14 protein-coding genes are annotated in these 18,921 nt (G+C 34.5%); 6 read left to right on the top strand and 8 right to left on the bottom strand.

The features are described from left to right. Nucleotides 1-175 precede the first annotated feature (175 nt). The 3 genes from K6119_RS14790 to K6119_RS14780 form a co-directional block, all read right to left on the bottom strand. A complete protein-coding gene (locus tag K6119_RS14790; RefSeq protein WP_221832931.1) occupies nt 176-1,825 on the bottom strand; it encodes a hypothetical protein in 1,650 nt (549 codons plus the stop codon). Between the two features lie 84 nt (nt 1,826-1,909). After that, complete coding sequence (locus K6119_RS14785; protein WP_221832930.1) at nt 1,910-3,619, bottom strand: TonB-dependent receptor; 1,710 nt, start codon at nt 3,617-3,619, stop codon at nt 1,910-1,912. A 1-nt stretch (nt 3,620) separates the two neighbouring features. Beyond that, nucleotides 3,621-6,671 carry a tetratricopeptide repeat protein gene (locus tag K6119_RS14780; RefSeq protein WP_221832928.1) on the bottom strand — a complete coding sequence of 1,017 codons (3,051 nt, stop codon included), beginning with the start codon at nt 6,669-6,671 and terminating at the stop codon, nt 3,621-3,623. A gap of 240 nt (nt 6,672-6,911) precedes the next feature. On the opposite strand from K6119_RS14780, the gene K6119_RS14775 reads away from it, so the two are divergent. Next, nucleotides 6,912-7,631 carry a cell division ATP-binding protein FtsE gene (locus tag K6119_RS14775; RefSeq protein ID WP_221832926.1) on the top strand — a complete coding sequence of 240 codons (720 nt, stop codon included), beginning with the start codon at nt 6,912-6,914 and terminating at the stop codon, nt 7,629-7,631. Here K6119_RS14775 and K6119_RS14770 read toward each other — a convergent pair whose 3' ends face one another. Further along, a complete protein-coding gene (locus tag K6119_RS14770; RefSeq protein WP_221832924.1) occupies nt 7,632-8,753 on the bottom strand; it encodes a glycosyltransferase in 1,122 nt (373 codons plus the stop codon). Beyond that, complete coding sequence (locus K6119_RS14765; RefSeq protein WP_221832922.1) at nt 8,746-9,867, bottom strand: glycosyltransferase; 1,122 nt, start codon at nt 9,865-9,867, stop codon at nt 8,746-8,748. The genes K6119_RS14770 and K6119_RS14765 overlap by 8 nt, the downstream gene beginning before the upstream one ends. A 181-nt stretch (nt 9,868-10,048) precedes the next feature. On the opposite strand from K6119_RS14765, the gene sppA reads away from it, so the two are divergent. Genes sppA through K6119_RS14750 form a run of 3 tightly spaced genes read left to right on the top strand, consistent with a single transcriptional unit; the run spans nt 10,049 to nt 12,900 of the window. Further along, complete coding sequence (sppA, locus tag K6119_RS14760; protein WP_221832920.1) at nt 10,049-11,851, top strand: signal peptide peptidase SppA; 1,803 nt, start codon at nt 10,049-10,051, stop codon at nt 11,849-11,851. Next, nucleotides 11,839-12,441: a hypothetical protein gene (locus K6119_RS14755; protein ID WP_221832918.1), complete on the top strand. Its 603-nt coding sequence runs from the start codon at nt 11,839-11,841 to the stop codon at nt 12,439-12,441. The genes sppA and K6119_RS14755 overlap by 13 nt, the downstream gene beginning before the upstream one ends. Nucleotides 12,442-12,495: 54 nt before the next feature. Then, nucleotides 12,496-12,900: a hypothetical protein gene (locus K6119_RS14750; RefSeq protein ID WP_221832916.1), complete on the top strand. Its 405-nt coding sequence runs from the start codon at nt 12,496-12,498 to the stop codon at nt 12,898-12,900. Nucleotides 12,901-12,964: 64 nt separating this feature from the next. On the opposite strand, the gene K6119_RS14745 is transcribed toward K6119_RS14750, so the two are convergent. Genes K6119_RS14745 through K6119_RS14735 form a run of 3 tightly spaced genes read right to left on the bottom strand, consistent with a single transcriptional unit; the run spans nt 12,965 to nt 15,600 of the window. After that, nucleotides 12,965-14,023, bottom strand: coding sequence for a mannose-1-phosphate guanylyltransferase (locus K6119_RS14745; RefSeq protein ID WP_221832914.1), 1,059 nt, complete (start codon nt 14,021-14,023; stop codon nt 12,965-12,967). Nucleotides 14,024-14,035: 12 nt separating this feature from the next. Beyond that, the gene (locus tag K6119_RS14740) at nt 14,036-14,674 is read right to left on the bottom strand and encodes a SprT-like domain-containing protein (RefSeq protein WP_221832912.1); all 639 of its coding nucleotides are present in this window, start codon (nt 14,672-14,674) and stop codon (nt 14,036-14,038) included. Nucleotides 14,675-14,676: 2 nt separating this feature from the next. Then, complete coding sequence (locus K6119_RS14735) at nt 14,677-15,600, bottom strand: hypothetical protein (RefSeq protein WP_221832910.1); 924 nt, start codon at nt 15,598-15,600, stop codon at nt 14,677-14,679. Between the two features lie 116 nt (nt 15,601-15,716). Here K6119_RS14735 and dnaG point away from each other — a divergent pair, with 116 nt between their 5' ends. After that, the gene (gene dnaG, locus K6119_RS14730) at nt 15,717-17,711 is read left to right on the top strand and encodes a DNA primase (protein WP_221832908.1); all 1,995 of its coding nucleotides are present in this window, start codon (nt 15,717-15,719) and stop codon (nt 17,709-17,711) included. Beyond that, complete coding sequence (locus tag K6119_RS14725; RefSeq protein ID WP_221832906.1) at nt 17,711-18,871, top strand: mechanosensitive ion channel family protein; 1,161 nt, start codon at nt 17,711-17,713, stop codon at nt 18,869-18,871. Before dnaG ends, K6119_RS14725 begins: the two co-directional genes overlap by 1 nt. Nucleotides 18,872-18,921: the final 50 nt, after the last annotated feature.

The raw sequence follows: 18,921 nt of genomic DNA, 5'->3' as shown, positions 1-18,921 counted from the left end.
CCTTATTTTATTTGGATCATCTACAAGAACTATGCAAAAGTTCAACTTAGACGTAATAATTATTGAAATATTTTGAAAACGAAGATACAAAAGATGTATCAATCAAAAATTGACTCAAAATAAAAACCCGACTCAAAAATGAATTGAGCCGGGTTTTAAAACAATTATCTCTCTACTAAGAGTTACTGATATTTAATCCCAACACTCTTAAGTTTTTCTTTTTTCTACCAAAGATGATCATGTCGTGATCAGAGTATTGAACAGACTGTCTTGGCATGATTGGCATTTTATATCCTTCTGAGTTATCTTTTGCCTTAAACAAAGTATTTCTCATCATTTTTCCATCCTCTGTAAAAGAAACCAACTCAGTAATTGCTGTTCTTTGACGAACTGATTTTGGTTTTTTACCATCTTCCAATCTTGCCGGATTCTTTGGATTGTCATTAAAAATAACATATATGTTACCATCAACATTCATAGTTGCAATTCCATAGTACGGCAACTCATTAACACCAGGAGTAGCTCCAATACCTAACTTTTGCATCAATGATGCTTCACCATTTTTAGCAGTACAGTATTGTCTTTTCTTTAATACACCATATGAAGTCATTTGACCTTTTTCATCCAGGTACATCACTAATACATTTCCGTATAACCAAGTTTCGCTTACAGTTGTATTTCCGTTTGCATCTGTAGATTCAGTTCTTGTATAAGTATATTCCTCTGTAACTACGGCCATTTTACCATTTTCTAGAGGATATAATTTTCTTACTTCATACTTAGGAATATCTTTTCCTTTTTGTGCTCTTCTTTCACCGATTAACTCAGCTTTTAATTCTTCGTTGAATGGTACAATACTACTTGACACTATTTCTTTTGAAGCAGCATCAACTCTGAAAGTATAGAACCCTGAATAACCTTGTCCCCAGAAAGTTCTGTCGCTATAAAAACCAGCGGCTAAAACCTGATCCTGATCATTCATTGTTAAGTGGATATTCATTACCACCTTGTCTGACAATGACTTTTCAAAATCATAATGCACTAACTTCCCATCTTTGTGATAATACGAATACATTTCTGTTTTCCACTTATCTGCAAAAATTCCAGATTTACCTTCCTCTTTCTGCTCGTCTTTGTCCATTTTGGAAGTAGCTAAAAGGTGAACATTTCCTTCCTTGTCTACTAAAGCACCATTGTAATCAAAATGTCTTGTTTCTTCAGAGAATTCAATATCCTTACTCCAAACTTCAGACATATCATTGTTCACTACTGTCAGCTTATATTTTGCCATGTCTTTTCTACCTGTTGGATATTTTGACACAAACAAAATTTTAGTAGAATCAACGCTTCTGCTAACTTCAAATGGTCTTCCAAAGATCATTTTGTCGTAATTCAAACTTACAGGATTGTGATGCTTAAGAAATTTCCCTGTTTTAGGATCTAACTCAGAAGCGTACATACTATAAGTTTTGCTTTTTCTATCCTTTAAAGTAGACATGAAAAACACATTTTTACCATACTGTCCAGCAGTAAAGTAATTCACCTTTTTGTTATCAACTTTCGGAATTTCAATTTCAAACTTAGAGTCTGCAGTTAGTTCACTGTTTAGATTTAATACTCGAAACTTGGTACCCAAAAACCCAGCTTTAAGTAATACTGTTGCAGATCCATCTGAATGTACTGCTAACACGTCTTCAACAAATTCGAACCCACCCACTTTGAAGGATTCACCATTTTTGATGCTAACGTTTTGCGCAAAAGCACCAGTGGTTGTGAATGCAACTGCTGCCACTAGCAATTGCTTCATTCTTAATTTTAATTTCATTTTTTATTAGTTTCTAGTCGAGCCAAAAATAGAAATTAAACAACCGAATTGATTGAAATATAGTTTTTTATGAAATATTTAACACTAAAAGCTAAAAGTGACTCCGCCTAAAACCTGGAAGCCCTGTACGCGGTAATTGTACCAGCGATCGTACTTTTGAGCAGCTATATTATTGAATTGCAAAAATGCTGACAACCTAGGATTGTATCTGTATTCCAAATGTAGATTACCATCTGCAATTACAGGCATATCAACTGCAATGTCATCATCTGCCGGATTAAACAAATACACAGGAGATTTTCTTCCATACTCTAAAGTAAAATCTGCCTTAGCATAAATCTTATCAAACAAATTGTAGCTCCCTCGCACCGTTGCTTTTATCTCCGGTAAATGCCATGCATAAAATTCGTTTTTAGGATTGTATTTATTCCATTGAGCAATTGCATCTATTTTTAGTTTTTCATCCTTTTGATAAGACAATCCACCTTCAACCTGGAAAACGCTCATATCTTCATATAACACATCAAATCTGTTATAACCAGACCATGTGTTTTCATTTATATAAAGTGCTTTGTTATGAATATCAAAATAATGAGCAGCTACATTAAATGACATGGTTTTAGACAATGTTCCTTTAATACCTCCATAGAAATCATATTCTGTTTCATTCAACATTTCTTGGCCTGAATAGATGTAAGGATTCTCTCTGTTTAATGTATAAAATGAGTTCTGTTTCACTCCTCCATCTATTCCCACATACGGAATAAACATATCATTGAACAGGCTGTATTTACCTTCAACTACCGGCACAACTTTAAAAACTCTTTCCAAGCCCTGTCTAGGGAAATCAAAGTTCATATCTAAACCATAAACCACTTTCCATTTATCTCCATAAGTTGATATGGTAGGACGAACTGTTACCAATGCATTGCTCACGTCAAATCTTTCATTTGCTGGTAAAGTTGCATCTTCTTCACCGTACCAATACCTGTTGTGCTGCCATTTAAAATCTACATTGTATAGATTTTTGCCGAGCTTATACTTGGTGTTACTTCCAATATAGAAATTGTTGTTTCTAGCATGTTTATCTCCCAAAATATCCCAGTTCGGTTGAAATTCATGGAAGTAGTAATTTCCGATATTAGCAGACCACAACACTTTAGCACTGTCCTTTGAAGTGAAGTTTCCAATTTTGAATTCACCACCAAATCCTTGCACTCTATTTCTTAGTGAATCTTTAGAGAAAAAATCCGTGGTATCAGTGATTCCGTAGAAATTATACCCATTGTTTAAATAACTAGCCTGTGCGCCAATTTGGAGACCAGATGTAAACCATTCGCCAAACAGTTTCGCATCAGTATTGTCGTAAGTTGATGGTGCAAGCCCTTCTAATTTACCCCAAGAAGAATAATGCTTCACATGCACTCCCATATTGGTTCTTCTGTTTCGGATGGTATTAAAATACACCTCAGCTAAAGGAGAAGTGTACATTCCCAATCCTGCTTTAACATAACCTCTGTATAACTTATCCAACTTATCTGTGATACGAATTTTAGACGCCACAATATCTTCAATACTGATTTGTGTTTCTAAGCTTTTTACCAGCAATGGATATTCAATGTCAGGAATTGGCACAACTGTGTCTAAAACCTTAGGCTGCTCAGTAATCCTATAGGCATTAGTAATTGGACGATCTGCGTCAGAAATAATAATGATTTGATCATCATCATCTTGCGCCAATAAAGTATTGGCGAAACCTACGAAAAGAAATATGTACAATAAGCTACTTTTCATCTTAACCTCCAATCTCTATTGTGTTACCATTGTCATCCGGAATCTCCTTCTCCTTATTCTTTAGTCCTTGCAACACTTGCATTACTTCATTTGCCTCATCAATAATTCCATCTGTTTGATTAGGATAATTATTGATTACAGAATTTAATGTGAACTCAGCTTGTGTATAATCTTCAATTCCGATAGAGTTTTTAGCTTGTAAAATCAAAGCTTTTCCTTTCCAGTAATCATATGAAGCATGCTCCTTCATCAATTTTCTGATTTCATCTTCAGATTTTTTATACTCTTCTTGTAGATGATAAATTTCTGCTATTCTAAACTGAGATTCTGCCCCAATTTCTCCTTTGGTGTTTTTAGCAACATATCTAAAATGTGTCTCTGCACCCAGATAATTTACATTGATTAAATCTGCATTACCTAACACATAATGAGCTTCAATTATGACATTACTTAATGATAAATCATCATCTAATACTGCCTGTGCATAAGGACGAGCTTTGATATAATTTTCTTTGAACGTATAACAACGCATCAAGCCAATATTGGCAGTTAATTTATTCTCAGGATAAGAAGCTGTTTCAAGCAATTTTTCATAATAAGAAATTGCCTTATCATAATTTTTGTTTTTATACTCATCTTGAGACGCAACTAAGGCGGCAAATTCTGTATAAATTCCGTTTGGTCTTGTCAACACTTGTTTAAAGTGAATAGCTGCTTGCTCTTTTTCACCTAATCTGTGGTGAGATGCTCCTTTATAATAATGTGCTTCTGTAAAAAAGCTTGGATTAGGGAATTCTTTCAAATACTTATCAAAGGCAGAAATTGCTTGTCTGAATGAAGAATCTGAATAAAGATCCAAGGCATTGAAATAATACAATGTATCTTTTTCATAACTACTTAAAGTCATATTTAGCTGACCTAACAACTGTTCATATTTGTCCGGTTGATTAGTGGTAGCATACAAATCTTTTAATCTTGCTAACGCCTCTTTCTTTTTGCTTTCATTGTGAAATTCATTGATAACTCTCAAGTACCCTTTTTCGGCCAGATCATAATTTTCTTGAATGAAATTCAAAGATGCTGTTTGAAATACTGCATCTACCACCTTTGGGTGATTAGGAAAGTCAATGATCAGTTTCTCGTAATGTTGAAGCGCTTTTGAATTTTCGTTGTTCAATCTGAAAGCCTCGGCAGCCTCATATAATGCCGGAACTGCAAAAGTTGACCCTTTATGATTGTTAACGATATCCAACATTCTCTTAGCTTTCTCAGCATATTTTCTTTGAAAACCAAGTGCTAATCCAACCTGAAATTTTGCATAATCAACTTGCCCTCCATTTTCAGCTATTGCGCGATTATAAAAATCAATAGCTTCCATGTCCTTCTCAGAAACAAAATAGGCATCACCAATTCTTAAGTAAGCATCTGCAATTTTTTCATGAGATGTTTCTTTAGGATCTTGTGTAAAAGTTCTAAAGTTTTGAATCGCCGGTTCGTAATCGGCTTTTTTGAAATAGCAATACGCAATATTATAATAGGCATCATTGTGTTGCTCCATACCATAACTTCCAGGTACATTTAAAAACGACTTGTAAGCATTAATAGATTTGTCAAATTCATTTAACTTATAATAAGCTTCAGCTGTCCAATAATGCGACATTGCATTCAACTCAGGATCAATAGGGTACTTTCTTACCAACTCAAAATTTTCTATACTTTTTCTGTATTGTGAATTATCAAATAATTCAACTGAGTAGTTGTAAGCCATCATTTGATAAGCATGTTTTAAGTTGTAATCTAACTTTTCAACTTTCTCAATACTTTCCATTGCTGAACGATAGTTCTTCATGGTAGTGTATACATTGATCAAATACTGATAAATATCTTGTCTTCTATGAGAATCAGGATATCTTTCCAGGTAAAGATTTAATGCTTCAACTGCCTCATCAAATGGATTGAAATCAATTTTATAAGATAAAATAGCATAATTGTATAAAGCATCCTCTTCAATTTCTTTGTCAAAATGCATGGCTGCAGCCAATTCAAAAGCATTTCTTGCATACAAATAACTTTCGCTTTTCATATAGCAATCTCCAATATGATAAAGTGCTAACTGCCCCATTTCATCACGCACTTGTGCCACCTTATCAAACATTTGAACAGCCTTCATATACTGTCCACTTTTATAGTAGGCAAAACCTAATTGATAATCTTCATCTCTGGTAGTTGCTGATTTACTATTGTACTCTTCTAAGAATGGAACCGCCTCATCATATCTTCCGGTACGATAAAATGCGTCTCCTATTAAATGAGCCATTTCAATTGAACTTTTTTCAGAAGCATTCTCTTTTGCATCCGGAGCATACGCCATCAATTCATCATATTTACCCTGTAAATAAAGAATTTGAGCAATGTATGGAGGCACTGTTTTCTTAAAGGCAGGATCTTCTTCTAATTTTCTGAAACCTTCTAAAGCCACCTGATAATTTTTCTCAGAGTAGGCAATATGCGAATAGTAGTAAAGTGCTGGGTGCTGGTATTGCGATTCTACATTGATAATTTCATAAAATGCATCTCTAGCCGCTTTAGGTTCATTTTTTCTAAAGTGAGCATAACCCAATTTAAAGTAATACTCAGGCAATTGATCTTCTTCCAAATCCAAAGGATCAACCTGCGACAACCATTCAATTACTTTATCAAACTTGTTTTTTCTGAAATAATATCTACCCAATTCAAAGTAAACTTTTTGACGGTATATACTCTCTGGATAATCTGCTAGAAACGACAGTAACAATTGCTCAGCATTGGCATGATACAAATACAATGCACACAATGCATGATAAAATCTTGCTTTTATAAAATAGGCATGATTAGGCTCATTAAAATCGTTCATGAAAGTTTTGAACTCTTCTTGAGCCGCAGAGAACTTATCTTTTTCAAAAAGCTCTTCTGCCCTATAAAAGTTTGCATAATCAGAGGTGTACTTATCTGTTAACTGTGCGGTAGCAGAAAAGCTCACGAAAAGCAATAATATAAGTATCGATCTCAACATTTAAAACAGTATGTCTTTTCTTTCAAAACGCTTGTTTGTAAAATTGCGCCTTGTTTAAATTTGTAAAATTAATGTTGCGAAGTGGGCTTTTGTTGGGGGGTGTTTGAAAGTTATAAACGCACTTCTGTTAAGTATAGTGTTGATTTAATAATTGGTAACAAATAAGATCTGTTAAAGACTTGTTAAACTTTTATACACAATACTGCAATAAAATCCCTCGAATCCCTATTTTTGACGTAGATGGAAACAACAAACCAAATATTTTCAATTAAGAATGGTGAGATTCACCAAAAAGATAAAATGATATTGAAAGACGTCAATATTCATTTAGATAAAGGTGAATTTGTTTACTTAATAGGTAGAACCGGAACCGGGAAAAGTAGTTTACTCAAAACTCTTTACGGCGAGTTGCCATTGCAAAAAGGAAGCGGTCAGGTTGCAGGATTTGATCTTACTACAATGAAACGTAAAGACATTCCTTTTTTGAGAAGAAATTTAGGTATTGTTTTTCAGGATTTTCAACTTTTATCGGATAGATCAATCATGGATAATTTAATTTTTGTGATGAAATCAACCGGATGGAAAAAGAAAGACGAAATTCAAAAACGCGCCATGGAGGTATTGAGCCTTGTTGGTTTAGATCATATTGAAAATAAAATGCCTCATCAGGTATCAGGTGGTGAACAACAACGTGTTTCTATTGCCAGAGCTTTGGTAAATAAACCGGCATTTATTTTAGCAGATGAGCCTACCGGGAACCTTGACCCTGAAACATCTAAAGAAATTGTAGCTGTATTAATGGCGATTGCAAAGGAGGGTACTTCTGTACTGATGGCAACTCACGACTTGGCTTTGATGGAACAATTTCCTTCTAGAACAATGCAAGTAAAGGATCACACAGTGATTGAGCTGAATCCAATGAATGCATTTAATCCATTTGAACAGGTTAAATACGAGTAATTATAAAAGCTGAATAATCTTTTGAGCAGCTGATTCGTTGTTGAATATTTCTTTGAATTTTACATTTCTTTCAGCCTGCTCTTTTGCTGTAAAAGGAATTTCCATTAAGTCATCAATCTTTTGAACGATTGCTTCATCTTCATTTTCTATTGTACATAAATCTTTGAAAATTCCATCATCATCCATCATTTCATTAATGATAATGTGCCTTCCTTTTTGAAGCGCATTTAGCAGCTTTAACTTAACCCCAGTTTGCTGAAAAGACATTAATAAGTTAATGTGAGCGTCTTTCATCAGTATATTCAATTGTTCATCCGTGGGCGAATTAACAACGTCAACATTACTGCACACACCCGCTAATCTCACCAACTGTTTGGAAGGATTTTTACCGGCAATTACAAATTTTTGATTGGATACTGAGGCAATATAGTTGATGATATGTCTTGCCACTTTATCATTTTCCGGAACACTCAAATTTCCGTGAAACAGCACAAATTTTTCACTTTCGTTAGACAAATCAGTTTGAACAGAATCGTCAAAAAATGGAGGAATGTGAATGGTATCAGCATACTGCTTAAAATACTCGGTATCTCTTTTGGAGATTGATAAAATTGCATTGGCATTTCTAAGTTCCCATTCGTACTTGAGCAGTTTATTGGCTTCTCTGTTTAAATAGATTTTCTTAAGCCAATTTTTTTCTGCCTTTGCAAGTCCCAAATAATATTCATGTTCAATATTATGAGCTCTGAAAATCAGTTTTAGATCCTTTAAGTCTTTATGTAAAATCCAAAAAGTGCTATGAACTCCTTCCATCAATACTGCTGCTGGATCAGATGCAATTCTGCTTAAAAGTTCAGGACTATTTCTGCTAGAAACAATATATGGCAAACGGCTAAACAGCAGCTTTAAAATGCTCTGCTTTCGTTCATAATAAAACACCTTACTGCAATATTTTTCCAATTCCTTTGTCGGTGGATTATGATCTTTATAGTGATAACAATGTAAAGTGATGTCAACGCCTAGCTCATGTAATTTTTTTAGCTTGTAAAAAACATCCACTATTCCACCATAAGTTGCCGGAAAAGGAACATCAAACGATATGATGTGAAGTTTTTTACTCATTTAAATAAATTTCAGAAAGTACCTTTTGCTCATTTTCCCAGGTCAAATCATTTGCAGCTTTTAGAGTATTGGATTTGTATTGTTCCAATTTGTTTTCATCCTCCAACATAGCATTCAACAAAGTTGCAATTTCATCTACATTGTGAGATGGACAAACCACCCCAATTTGATACTCATTTACAATTCTAGCAATCTCAGGTAAATCTGACACAAATAATGGCGTGCTGCAATGAATGTAATCGAAAATTTTATTCCCTAATGCCAACTTATAATTCAGATTGGTGGCTTTATCCATGGCTACTCCCACATCTGCCAGAGCTGTATAGTTGAGTAAAATATCGTAAGGTTGTTTACCAAAAAATAAGACTTTATCCGACCAATTATTTTGTTTCACTTCTTCTTTAAGTTGCGGAACCACATCCCCATCTCCTACTATTGCCAAAACCGCATTGTTCACTTTTTGAATAGCCTGCACCATTTCTTCTGCACCGCGTTGGATATTGATCCCAGCGCCTTGCATTATCACCACCTTTTTATCTTCAGGCAATCCTAATTCATTTCTTGTTTTGGACAAAGTGAAACCTTTTCTATCTGAAATATTGCGAACGACTTTTACATCCACATTATACTCATCTCTGTATAATTGCGCTATTGATTCATTAACAGTATACATAGCATCAACTTTTGGCAAACATTTGCGCTCAATTTTCTTCCAAAAACGTTGCACTTTTGGTCGGTTTACCAATTCAGGGGTTTCTGTATAATACTCATGCGAATCATAAATCAATTGGCATTTTGATTTAAATTTTCTTGCCCAATGATTGGCAAGTAATGTGTCTAAATCATTTGACAGTAACACATCTGCTTTGTGAAAAAGTAAAAACCAAAATAATCTCAGATTATAAGTTGCATAAAACAACGGCCCTTTTTTAAACCACAGAGGAAACCGTTTGATTTTGTATGGTAATTCAGGCATTTTATGACTGTTTGGTAGTTTTCTACCTACCAGTGTCAGCTCAAAACCATTCTCCACCAAAAATTCACAGACCTTTCTAACTCGCTGGTCTGTGTACAAATCATTGGTGACTGATACTATGATTTTCTTTGCTTTCACCCGACAAAATAACTGAAAAATACCGTGAATATTACAATCAACTGCAATCTAGTATTCACCTATCATCATTCAAATAGCTAATTCAATCATTTAATAATCCATTCACATAAATCAACCTTCCAATTAAAAGGATTGAACTATTTTTACATATTCTATTTAAACCATTAAATATTTGAGTCTTATGAATATGACTTTTTGGAAAACATTTTGGGCAAGTTTATTAGCCACAGTGTTGTCGGGATTAATTGTAGTAGGAATATTTTTCTTAATTCTAAGAGCTACAATAACAAGTTTTGAGAAAATTTTTGAAGCTAAAGAATTTGTAGTGGAAGACAATTCCATTTTGCATATGAAATTAGACGGTCAAATTGGGGATTATTCCAATGCTGAATTTGACAAAAGTACTTTCCAAATCAACCAACAATTTGGTATGATGGAAATACTAGATGGTTTAAAAATTGCCAAAGAAGATGACAGAATAAAAGGTCTTTTTATTGAATGTGACAACATCAGTACCGGGATGGCAACTGTTAAAGAAATCAGAGATGGTATTGAAGATTTCAAAAGCTCAGGGAAGTTTGTTGTCGCCTATTCAGATAACTACAGTACAAAAAGTTATTACTTGTCCTCAGCTGCAGATGAATTATATGTTTTCCCTTCAGGGATGATCAACTTTTTGGGATTAGGGGCTGAACTGATGTTTGTAAAGGGTACGTTAGAAAAATTAGACGTTGAAATGCAAATTATCAGAGGATCTAATAACAAATTTAAATCTGCTGTTGAACCTTTGATGTATACTGAAATGAGTGAAGCTAACAGAAAGCAAACTCAAAAGTATTTAGATGCACTTTGGGCTGAGATATTAAATGGTGTTAGCGAATCAAGAGGGGTTGATAAAGCTCAATTAGAAACAATTGCTGACAGTGTTTTTATTAGAAAATCTGGAGATGCTGTTAATTATAATATGGCTGACGGAAGCATGTATTATGATGAAGTTTTGGATTTATTAGAAAGTAAGCTAGACACTGCTGATGGAAACGAAATGCACTTGGTATCATTTAGTAAATACGCATCAAGATTAGTAGACAAAGAGCGTGTTTTAAAGAAATTGGATCCTAAAAATATTGCTGTGATTTTTGCGGAAGGAGACATTGTTGAAGGCTCAGTAGGACATGGATCAATTGGCGGTACTTCCACTTCAAAAATGATTAGAGAAGCAAGAGAAGATGAGGACATTAAGGCAATCGTTTTAAGAGTTAATTCTCCTGGTGGATCAGCATTGGCAAGTGACATTATTTGGAGAGAGGTTGTTTTAACCAAAGAAGCTGGAAAACCAATTGTAGTTTCAATGGGTAATTTGGCTGCCTCTGGTGGATACTACATTTCTTGTGCTGCAGATAAAATTTATGCTCAACCTAATACTATTACAGGATCAATTGGTGTATTTGGCATCATTCCTTACACAGGTAAAATGTTTGAAAACAAGTTTGGAGTAACCTTTGACAGAGTTCAAACTAACGAGCATTCAGTGTTATCATTGAATAAAAAATTAAGTGAAGCTGAATTAAAAATTGTTCAAGGAGAAGTTGATGATATTTATGATGATTTCATTACCAAAGTAGCAGAAGGAAGAGGTATGACAAAAGAAATGGTTGACAGCATTGGACAAGGAAGAGTTTGGGCTGGATCTGATGCCATTGAACTTGGACTGGTAGATGAATTTGGAGGGATTTATGATGCAATTGAGTATGCCGCAGGTGAGGCAAATATTGCAACAGATGAAATTGAAATTCAGTTTTACCCTAAAAAGGACAAAGAAGATTTATTAAACTTTCTTCACCAAATGGAAGATCTTGACAACGCGAGTATCACAGAAAAAAGTGCTTTAGAAACTCAGGTTAGAGAGATTTACTCATACTTAACTGCAATTGGTGCTAAGAAAAGTATTCAAGCTAAAATGCCTTACCTGTTATGGATAGAGTAAAATCAATCATATTTCTTTTACCTTTTTTTGTTTTCGCATGTGGAAGTGAAAGTAATGAGGATTCTACCAAAGAGACAAACACTACTGAGGAAGATACAATTGTTATAGTAGAAGATGAAGAAGAAGTGAAAATTGAAATTCCGCATTTTGGTTCAAATGATGGAATGTGCTTTGAAAAACCTAACGATAGATTCATTCAGTGGATAGAAAACGATTCCATCTATCACATTTTTCCTGTTGGAGAGAACATTATCTATTCATACCTAACTACACATTGTGATTCAATTGCTCCAAAAAAGATCATAAAAACAGATCCAGATTGGGGACCTACAGAATGGGAACAAACCTTTACTAATGGAATGACTTTTGGGCAGCAAAGCCATCCTGAAGCAGGTTCAGATTATTATCTTAAAACAAGATGCGAAGACAAATCCGCATTTCTTAAAAATTTCATGATCTTAATTGAAGACCCTGAAAATTTCTGGAACGAAGACTCAACAACCTACGGACCGGATGGAGCAGGTTGTGGTTATAACTTTAAATGGAGCGAAGACAGTACAATTATTGTTGACTGGTATTGCGGTTGCTAATGTTTTCTGAGCTATTTCAATTTTTATATCTTAGCAAAAGTTAAATCGATCAAAATGAAAAAAATTAATTTATTGTTGGCTTTGTTCATGGCCTTATTCTTTGTGGCATGTTCTGGAGAAGAAACGGATGAGCAAAATGGTGATGCTGTGACTAAAGAAGTAGCAGATCATGAGTGTTGTTCAGAAGAATGTGGTGATGATTGCGAAATCCATGCAGAAGAAAAGAAAAACTGCAAGAAAGATTGCAAGAAAGAATGCAAAAAAGAGTGTGACAAATCTAGCTGCGAAGACAAAGGAGCAAAATGTGATGAATGTTGTGATAAGTGCATCACTGCTTGTAAAGAAGGTAAACAATGTTGTACCGAAGAGGAAAAATGTTGTGATAAATGCGAAGAAAAATGTTGTACTCCTGAAAGTGGAGACGAAACAGAAGAAGAGGACAATTCTACTGACGCATAATCAGCATTTAATTATAGATATTAGAATGACCTGAAATTAATTTTCAGGTCATTTTTTTTATCTCTTATTGATCTACTTCAGTAGAATACTGTTTAATTTTTTGCTCATCCTCTTTTCTGATGATCATCAAAGTGTCATTTGCTTCCACTACGATATAGTCATCCAACCCTTGAATTAAGGCTTTTTTGCCATTCGGAAGGTTAACAATACAATTACTGCTTTCAAACATTTTTACTTTGTTTCCTATAACCGCATTGCCATTCTCATCCTGCTTTAAATGAGTGTATAAAGATCCCCAGGTTCCTAAATCAGACCATCCAAAATCGGCCAAAACAACACTTACATTGTCCGCTGGTTCTAAAACTGCGTAATCAATCGAAACACTCTCACATTTTTCAAAAGCGTTGTTGACATGGGCTTGCTCTTTATCTGTGTTGTAATCCGTTCCACTTGTAGAGAATAAATTATTCATGTCGGGTTTAAACATAGAAAGTGCTTCTATAACTGTAGCTGATTTCCAAATAAAAATTCCAGAGTTCCAATAGTAATCACCACTTGCTACAAACTGTTTTGCTTTATCGTGATCCGGCTTTTCTGTGAATTGAATCACCTCTTTTACAGTACCTAGCTCTGTTCCGCTAGATGAATCAAAATGAATGTAGCCATATCCTGTATCAGGTCTTGAAGGCTTGATTCCTAAAGTAACTATTCGGTTATTTTGAGCTGTATCAATGGCTGTATTGATAATTCTAACAAATTCATCTTCATTGACAATTAAGTGATCAGAAGGTGCTACCACCAAATTCCCATTTGGATTTAAACTGTGAATTTTATGTGCCGCATAGGCAATACACGGAGCCGTATTTTTTCTCATTGGCTCTGTCAAAATCTGCTCATAAGGCAAACCTGTTTGCTGATGCACTAAATCTGCATAATCTTCATTTGTCATCACAAAAATCTGATCAGCAGGAGCAATTTTTTTAAGTCGATCAACTGTCATTTGAATCAATGTTTTACCAATCCCCAAAACATCCAAAAACTGCTTAGGCATGTGTTCCTGACTCATTGGCCAAAATCTACTTCCTATTCCACCGGCCATGATTACTCCGTAATTATCTTTCATTCAATTTTTTCTTTAAAATTCTTTACCTCTTTCTACTAATCCATCTATTTCTGCTAAGCCCAATACACGATACAATCTTCCGCTAGACACTTCTCTGCATTCAAACCTTTTTCTCAGTCTTTTTCCTAAAACAAAAGTCTTGTCTTTAATGACAAAAACATCTCCATAAGCCAAATGCTCGACTAAAATACCTCGTTTTTTATCATATCGTCTTAAGACTCTGTAAAGTTTTTCATCACTACATGAGGCCGCTTTTGCACTTCGCAGATAGTTATTTACCGCCAAACCAACATCTTCTGGTAATATTTCCTTGGTAAAAATTGGATTGAACAACTCTTTAAATTCCATTTTCCACTCATCACCATGTGATTTTACCCGGTTTCCAAACTTCTCGTAGGTAGTTAGATGCGCCATCTCATGTATAGTAGTCACTAAAAAAGCATAGGGATTCAAATTACCATTAACAGATATTCTATGCGGTTTGCCATCCCAGGGATGTCTATAATCTCCAAGCTTTGATTTTCGCGGCTTACTAACAGTAAACTGTACTTTTCTTTCAAAAATGAAGTGGGCAATGTAATATTCAGATCCTGAGGGTAAAAACGGACGCAATTGCTCACTAAACCGTACTATTTTCTCCTCTCTACTCAATTTTAAAAATCCTTACTTTTTATTAGTTTTTGAATTCCTCTATTCTTATCCATTGCTCCCAGATAGTATCTCTTTTCTTTTTTAGCATGAATACTTGCCAAAGTTAACTGTTGTATCAATTCATTGTTCTGCTCATTGTTTAATAAATACAAAAATTGAAACAAATCTATTTTACCAAATGAGTAACGCAACTCATTAAATTTGGGATAATGACTATCTCTGTAATAGTTTTCAAGCCAATTGAGATAATTTCCGAAATAATAGTAATCTGACAATTCACTTTCAATTTGCGTGGTACTTAAAAAGGCGGAGGTATTTTGAGAAATTAAACCGTCATAGCCAGTTTTGTGCTGAAATACAGATTTAGTCTCATCAACATAAAAGGCATAGAATTCTATTTTTTTCTTTACTGAATCGCCAATCTCCTGCGAAAACCAATTGAATTGATTGTCAACACTTGATACTATTTGTCTGTTGATCCAAAAACCGGATGTATCCAAAAACCAACCTTTTTTCTCTGCTACAATCTGAATTGTATCTCCTGATTTAAATTCCCCACCTTCATCAAAGTCAAAACCGGGTCCTATTCTACCGGCGGTATTATGTCTTAAAGTTCCGTACGAATGAAATTCAGAGTTTTGTCTCTTGATTAAAAATTGCAAAATATAATCACACCCTTCTGCCCTCAATGAATCATGCTCATAAGCGCGTTGATAATTGATCAAGTCATGGTCTAAATCCTTTTTTACAATGGCCATGTGATGTTCTTTTAATTGCTTTACACTTCGTGAATCTCTCACATCATCTATGTACATGGCAATTAAAAACCCAAGAATAAAAATGGTTAATTCAATTCCTTTATCTAGAAACCAAACCTTATCAACTTTAAACCATTTTTCCTTTTTATTTTCTTTTTTATCAGTCACGGATTAAAAATAAGAATACTTTTTAATAAGTATTAATCAGTGCAATAGTATCTTAGGTAGTGATATTTGCGGTATGAATTAGAATATCTCTCCCTCAAATACATTAACTTTGATATGTGATTCCAAAGCAAACCATAGATGAGATTTTTCAAACAGCTCGTGTAGAAGAGGTGATTGGAGATTTCGTGCATCTAAAAAAGTCTGGCTCTAACTTTAAAGCAAAGAGCCCTTTTGTAGATGAAAAGACACCGTCTTTTATGGTTTCACCTGCTAAACAAATCTGGAAATGTTTTAGTTCAGGTAAAGGAGGAAATGTTGTTTCCTTTTTAATGGAGCACGAACACTTTTCATATGTTGAAGCATTAAAGTGGTTAGCTGCCAAGTACAACATTGTAATTAAGGAAGAAAAAGAGCGAACTCCCGAGGAGCAAGCCGCTTATTCCTTGAGAGAAAACCTCAGTATTATAAACGAATTTGCCAGAGATCACTTTGTTTATAATCTGCACAACAATGAGCAAGGAAAAGCCATTGGACTTTCTTATTTTGTTGAAAGAGGTTTTAGAGAAGACATCATTGAAAAGTTCCAATTAGGATATTGTTTGGACGAGTTTGATGCTTTTACCAAAGCTGCTTTAGCCAAAAACTACAAGCTAGAATACCTGGAAAAAGCCGGCTTAACAAAAACAACCAACGACAAATCATTTGACTTTTTTAAAGGAAGAGTGATGTTTCCGATACATTCTGTAGCCGGAAAAGTATTGGGTTTTGGAGGTCGAACTTTACGTGCTGATAAAAAGGTTGCAAAGTACTTTAACTCACCTGAAAGTGAGTTGTACAATAAATCCAAAATATTATACGGATTATACTTTGCCAAAAATTCAATCATCAAGTATGACAGATGCTTTTTGGTTGAAGGGTACACAGACGTAATTTCTCTTCATCAATCAGGCGTAGAAAATGTGGTTGCCAGTTCAGGAACTGCGCTTACTGAAGGGCAAATCAAATTGATTAAAAGATATTCTGAAAACATCACCATCCTATATGATGGAGATGCGGCCGGAATAAAAGCTTCATTTAGGGGAATTGACATGATCCTGGAGCAAGGAATGAACGTAAAGGTTGTTCTTTTTCCAGAAGGTGAAGACCCGGATTCATTTGCCAAAAAATCTACTGCAGATGAATTGATTAATTACATTGAAGAAAATTCAAAAGACTTTATTGTCTTTAAAGCTGATGTTTTATTGAAAGATGCAGGTAACGATCCTATTCAAAAAGCATCTTTGATAAAAGATATTGTGCATTCAATCTCAAAAATTCCTGATGCCATTAAACGTCAGGTTTATACAAGAGAAACAGCTTCCATGTTTGGAATGGATGAGCAGGTTCTTATCAATGAATTAAGTAAACTCAGAAAAGATGTAGTTGCTAAAAAATTCAATGCTCCTGAGATACATGATATCCCGGAAGATTTCATTCCGGTTGAGCAAAGCACAGAATCTACAACCAAAAACATTGCTGACGATCGTATCTATTCACATGAGCTAGATTTAATGCGCATCTTGTTGAATTATGGAATTTTCATGATTAAAACAGAGCATGTTGAATTGGATGAAAATGATGAGGAGATATATACTGATGTTGAAGTATCTGTAATGGAACTGATCATTCATGAAATGGAACGTGATGAGATTGTGTTAACTGATCCAACATTGCGAAAACTTTACAATGAAATAAAAGCGGGATTAGAATTAGAAGAGCTGCGAGGAGAGAAATATTTCACACAGCATGAAGACCCTGAAATTGCCAATATGGCCGTAAATATTTTGACTAACCGATATGAACTTTCTCCAAACTGGACAAGTAAAAAAGTTTATACAACTACAGAAATAGACAATTTAGAAATGGCCGTGAAACAAGTTGTTTATTCATACAAAACTGCTCGTATAAGAAAAGAAAAAGACGACCTTCAAAATCTTGTAAATAAACTAAACTCAGAAGATCCTGAAGGAAACATTGATGAAATTTTAACCCTCTTAGCGAAACAAAAAAAGCTAGATGAAGTAATTACATTATTGACCAACAATGATAGTTTAGGGAGAGTAATTCATTAATGGAGTATTTATCAAACATATTATTTTACCCAATTTTTGAGTTTGAAGGATTTGAATTTGCATTCATCAACATCCTAATATTCTTTGGATTATTTCTGATTGGTAAATTTTTGGTGATTTACCTAAAAAGATTTTTCAAGGAGCAGGATTTAAAGGATAAAAAATTCACTGTAGAGGGTAAAGAAATTCCTATTTGGAAACTGACAAAACAGGTAATATGGTTGCTAATTCTTGTAGTTGGATTTAACACATTATCGGTTAACAATCCACATCTTGAATACCTTAAGTTATTGGAATACGAATTCTTTAGATTCGATAAATTTCACCTGGCAGTTTACCATTTTTTCATAGTTGGATTACTTTATTTTGGAGGGCGAATTACATTCAGTTTAATTAGGCTTTACCTTCTTAGAAGAATAAAAAGATCTAACCGTCTTGATCAGGGTACTGAATATGTTTATTTCCAGTTGATCAAGTACCTGGTAATTTCTGTAGGAATTATTATGATGCTGAGAAGCATGGGAGTTGACTTACACACCTTTGTTCAGGCAATGATTCCTTTGTCTGTTGCTGTGGCATTAGGTTTACAGGAAATTTTTAAAGAATTCTTTGGTGGATTTTTATTGTTGTTTGAAGGAACAGTTAAAGTTGGAGATGTAGTAGAAATTGATCGACCAAATGGACAAGAGAACTTTGTAGCGCGCATTTTAGAAATCAATATAAGAACCTCTAAAGTTGAAACCAGGGATGGTAAAACATTGATAGTTCCCAACTCACAGCTCACACATCTACAGGTTAATAATTGGAGTACAGGAAATGATGCCAATCGATTTATGATTCCGGTTACGGTGAGCTATGGTTCAGATTTAGATGTTGTCCAAGATTGTATGATTAGAGCAGCCGTAAATCATCCAAAAGTCTTAAAAACCAGAGATGTATTAGTAAGGTTAAGAAACTTTGGAGACAACGGGTATGAGCTGGATTTAGTTTTTTGGGCACATCAAAACTTCTTTATAGAAATCCACAAAAGTGAAATCAGATTTGCCATAGACAAGGCCTTTAAGGAACATAACATCTCTTACCCTTATCCGCAAATGGATGTTCACATGATCAAGTCGCAACCCGGAGCGGCCAATGCCGAAGAAGATCTTCCTTCGTAGTATTATCAATTGATTAAGAAGGAGTTCAATCTCCCCTATTTGAAATAACT

The sequence above is a fragment of the Paracrocinitomix mangrovi genome (genome assembly GCF_019740355.2).
GTDB lineage: Bacteria > Bacteroidota > Bacteroidia > Flavobacteriales_D > Crocinitomicaceae > Paracrocinitomix > Paracrocinitomix mangrovi.
This window is presented reverse-complemented; position numbering and strand designations above follow the sequence as displayed.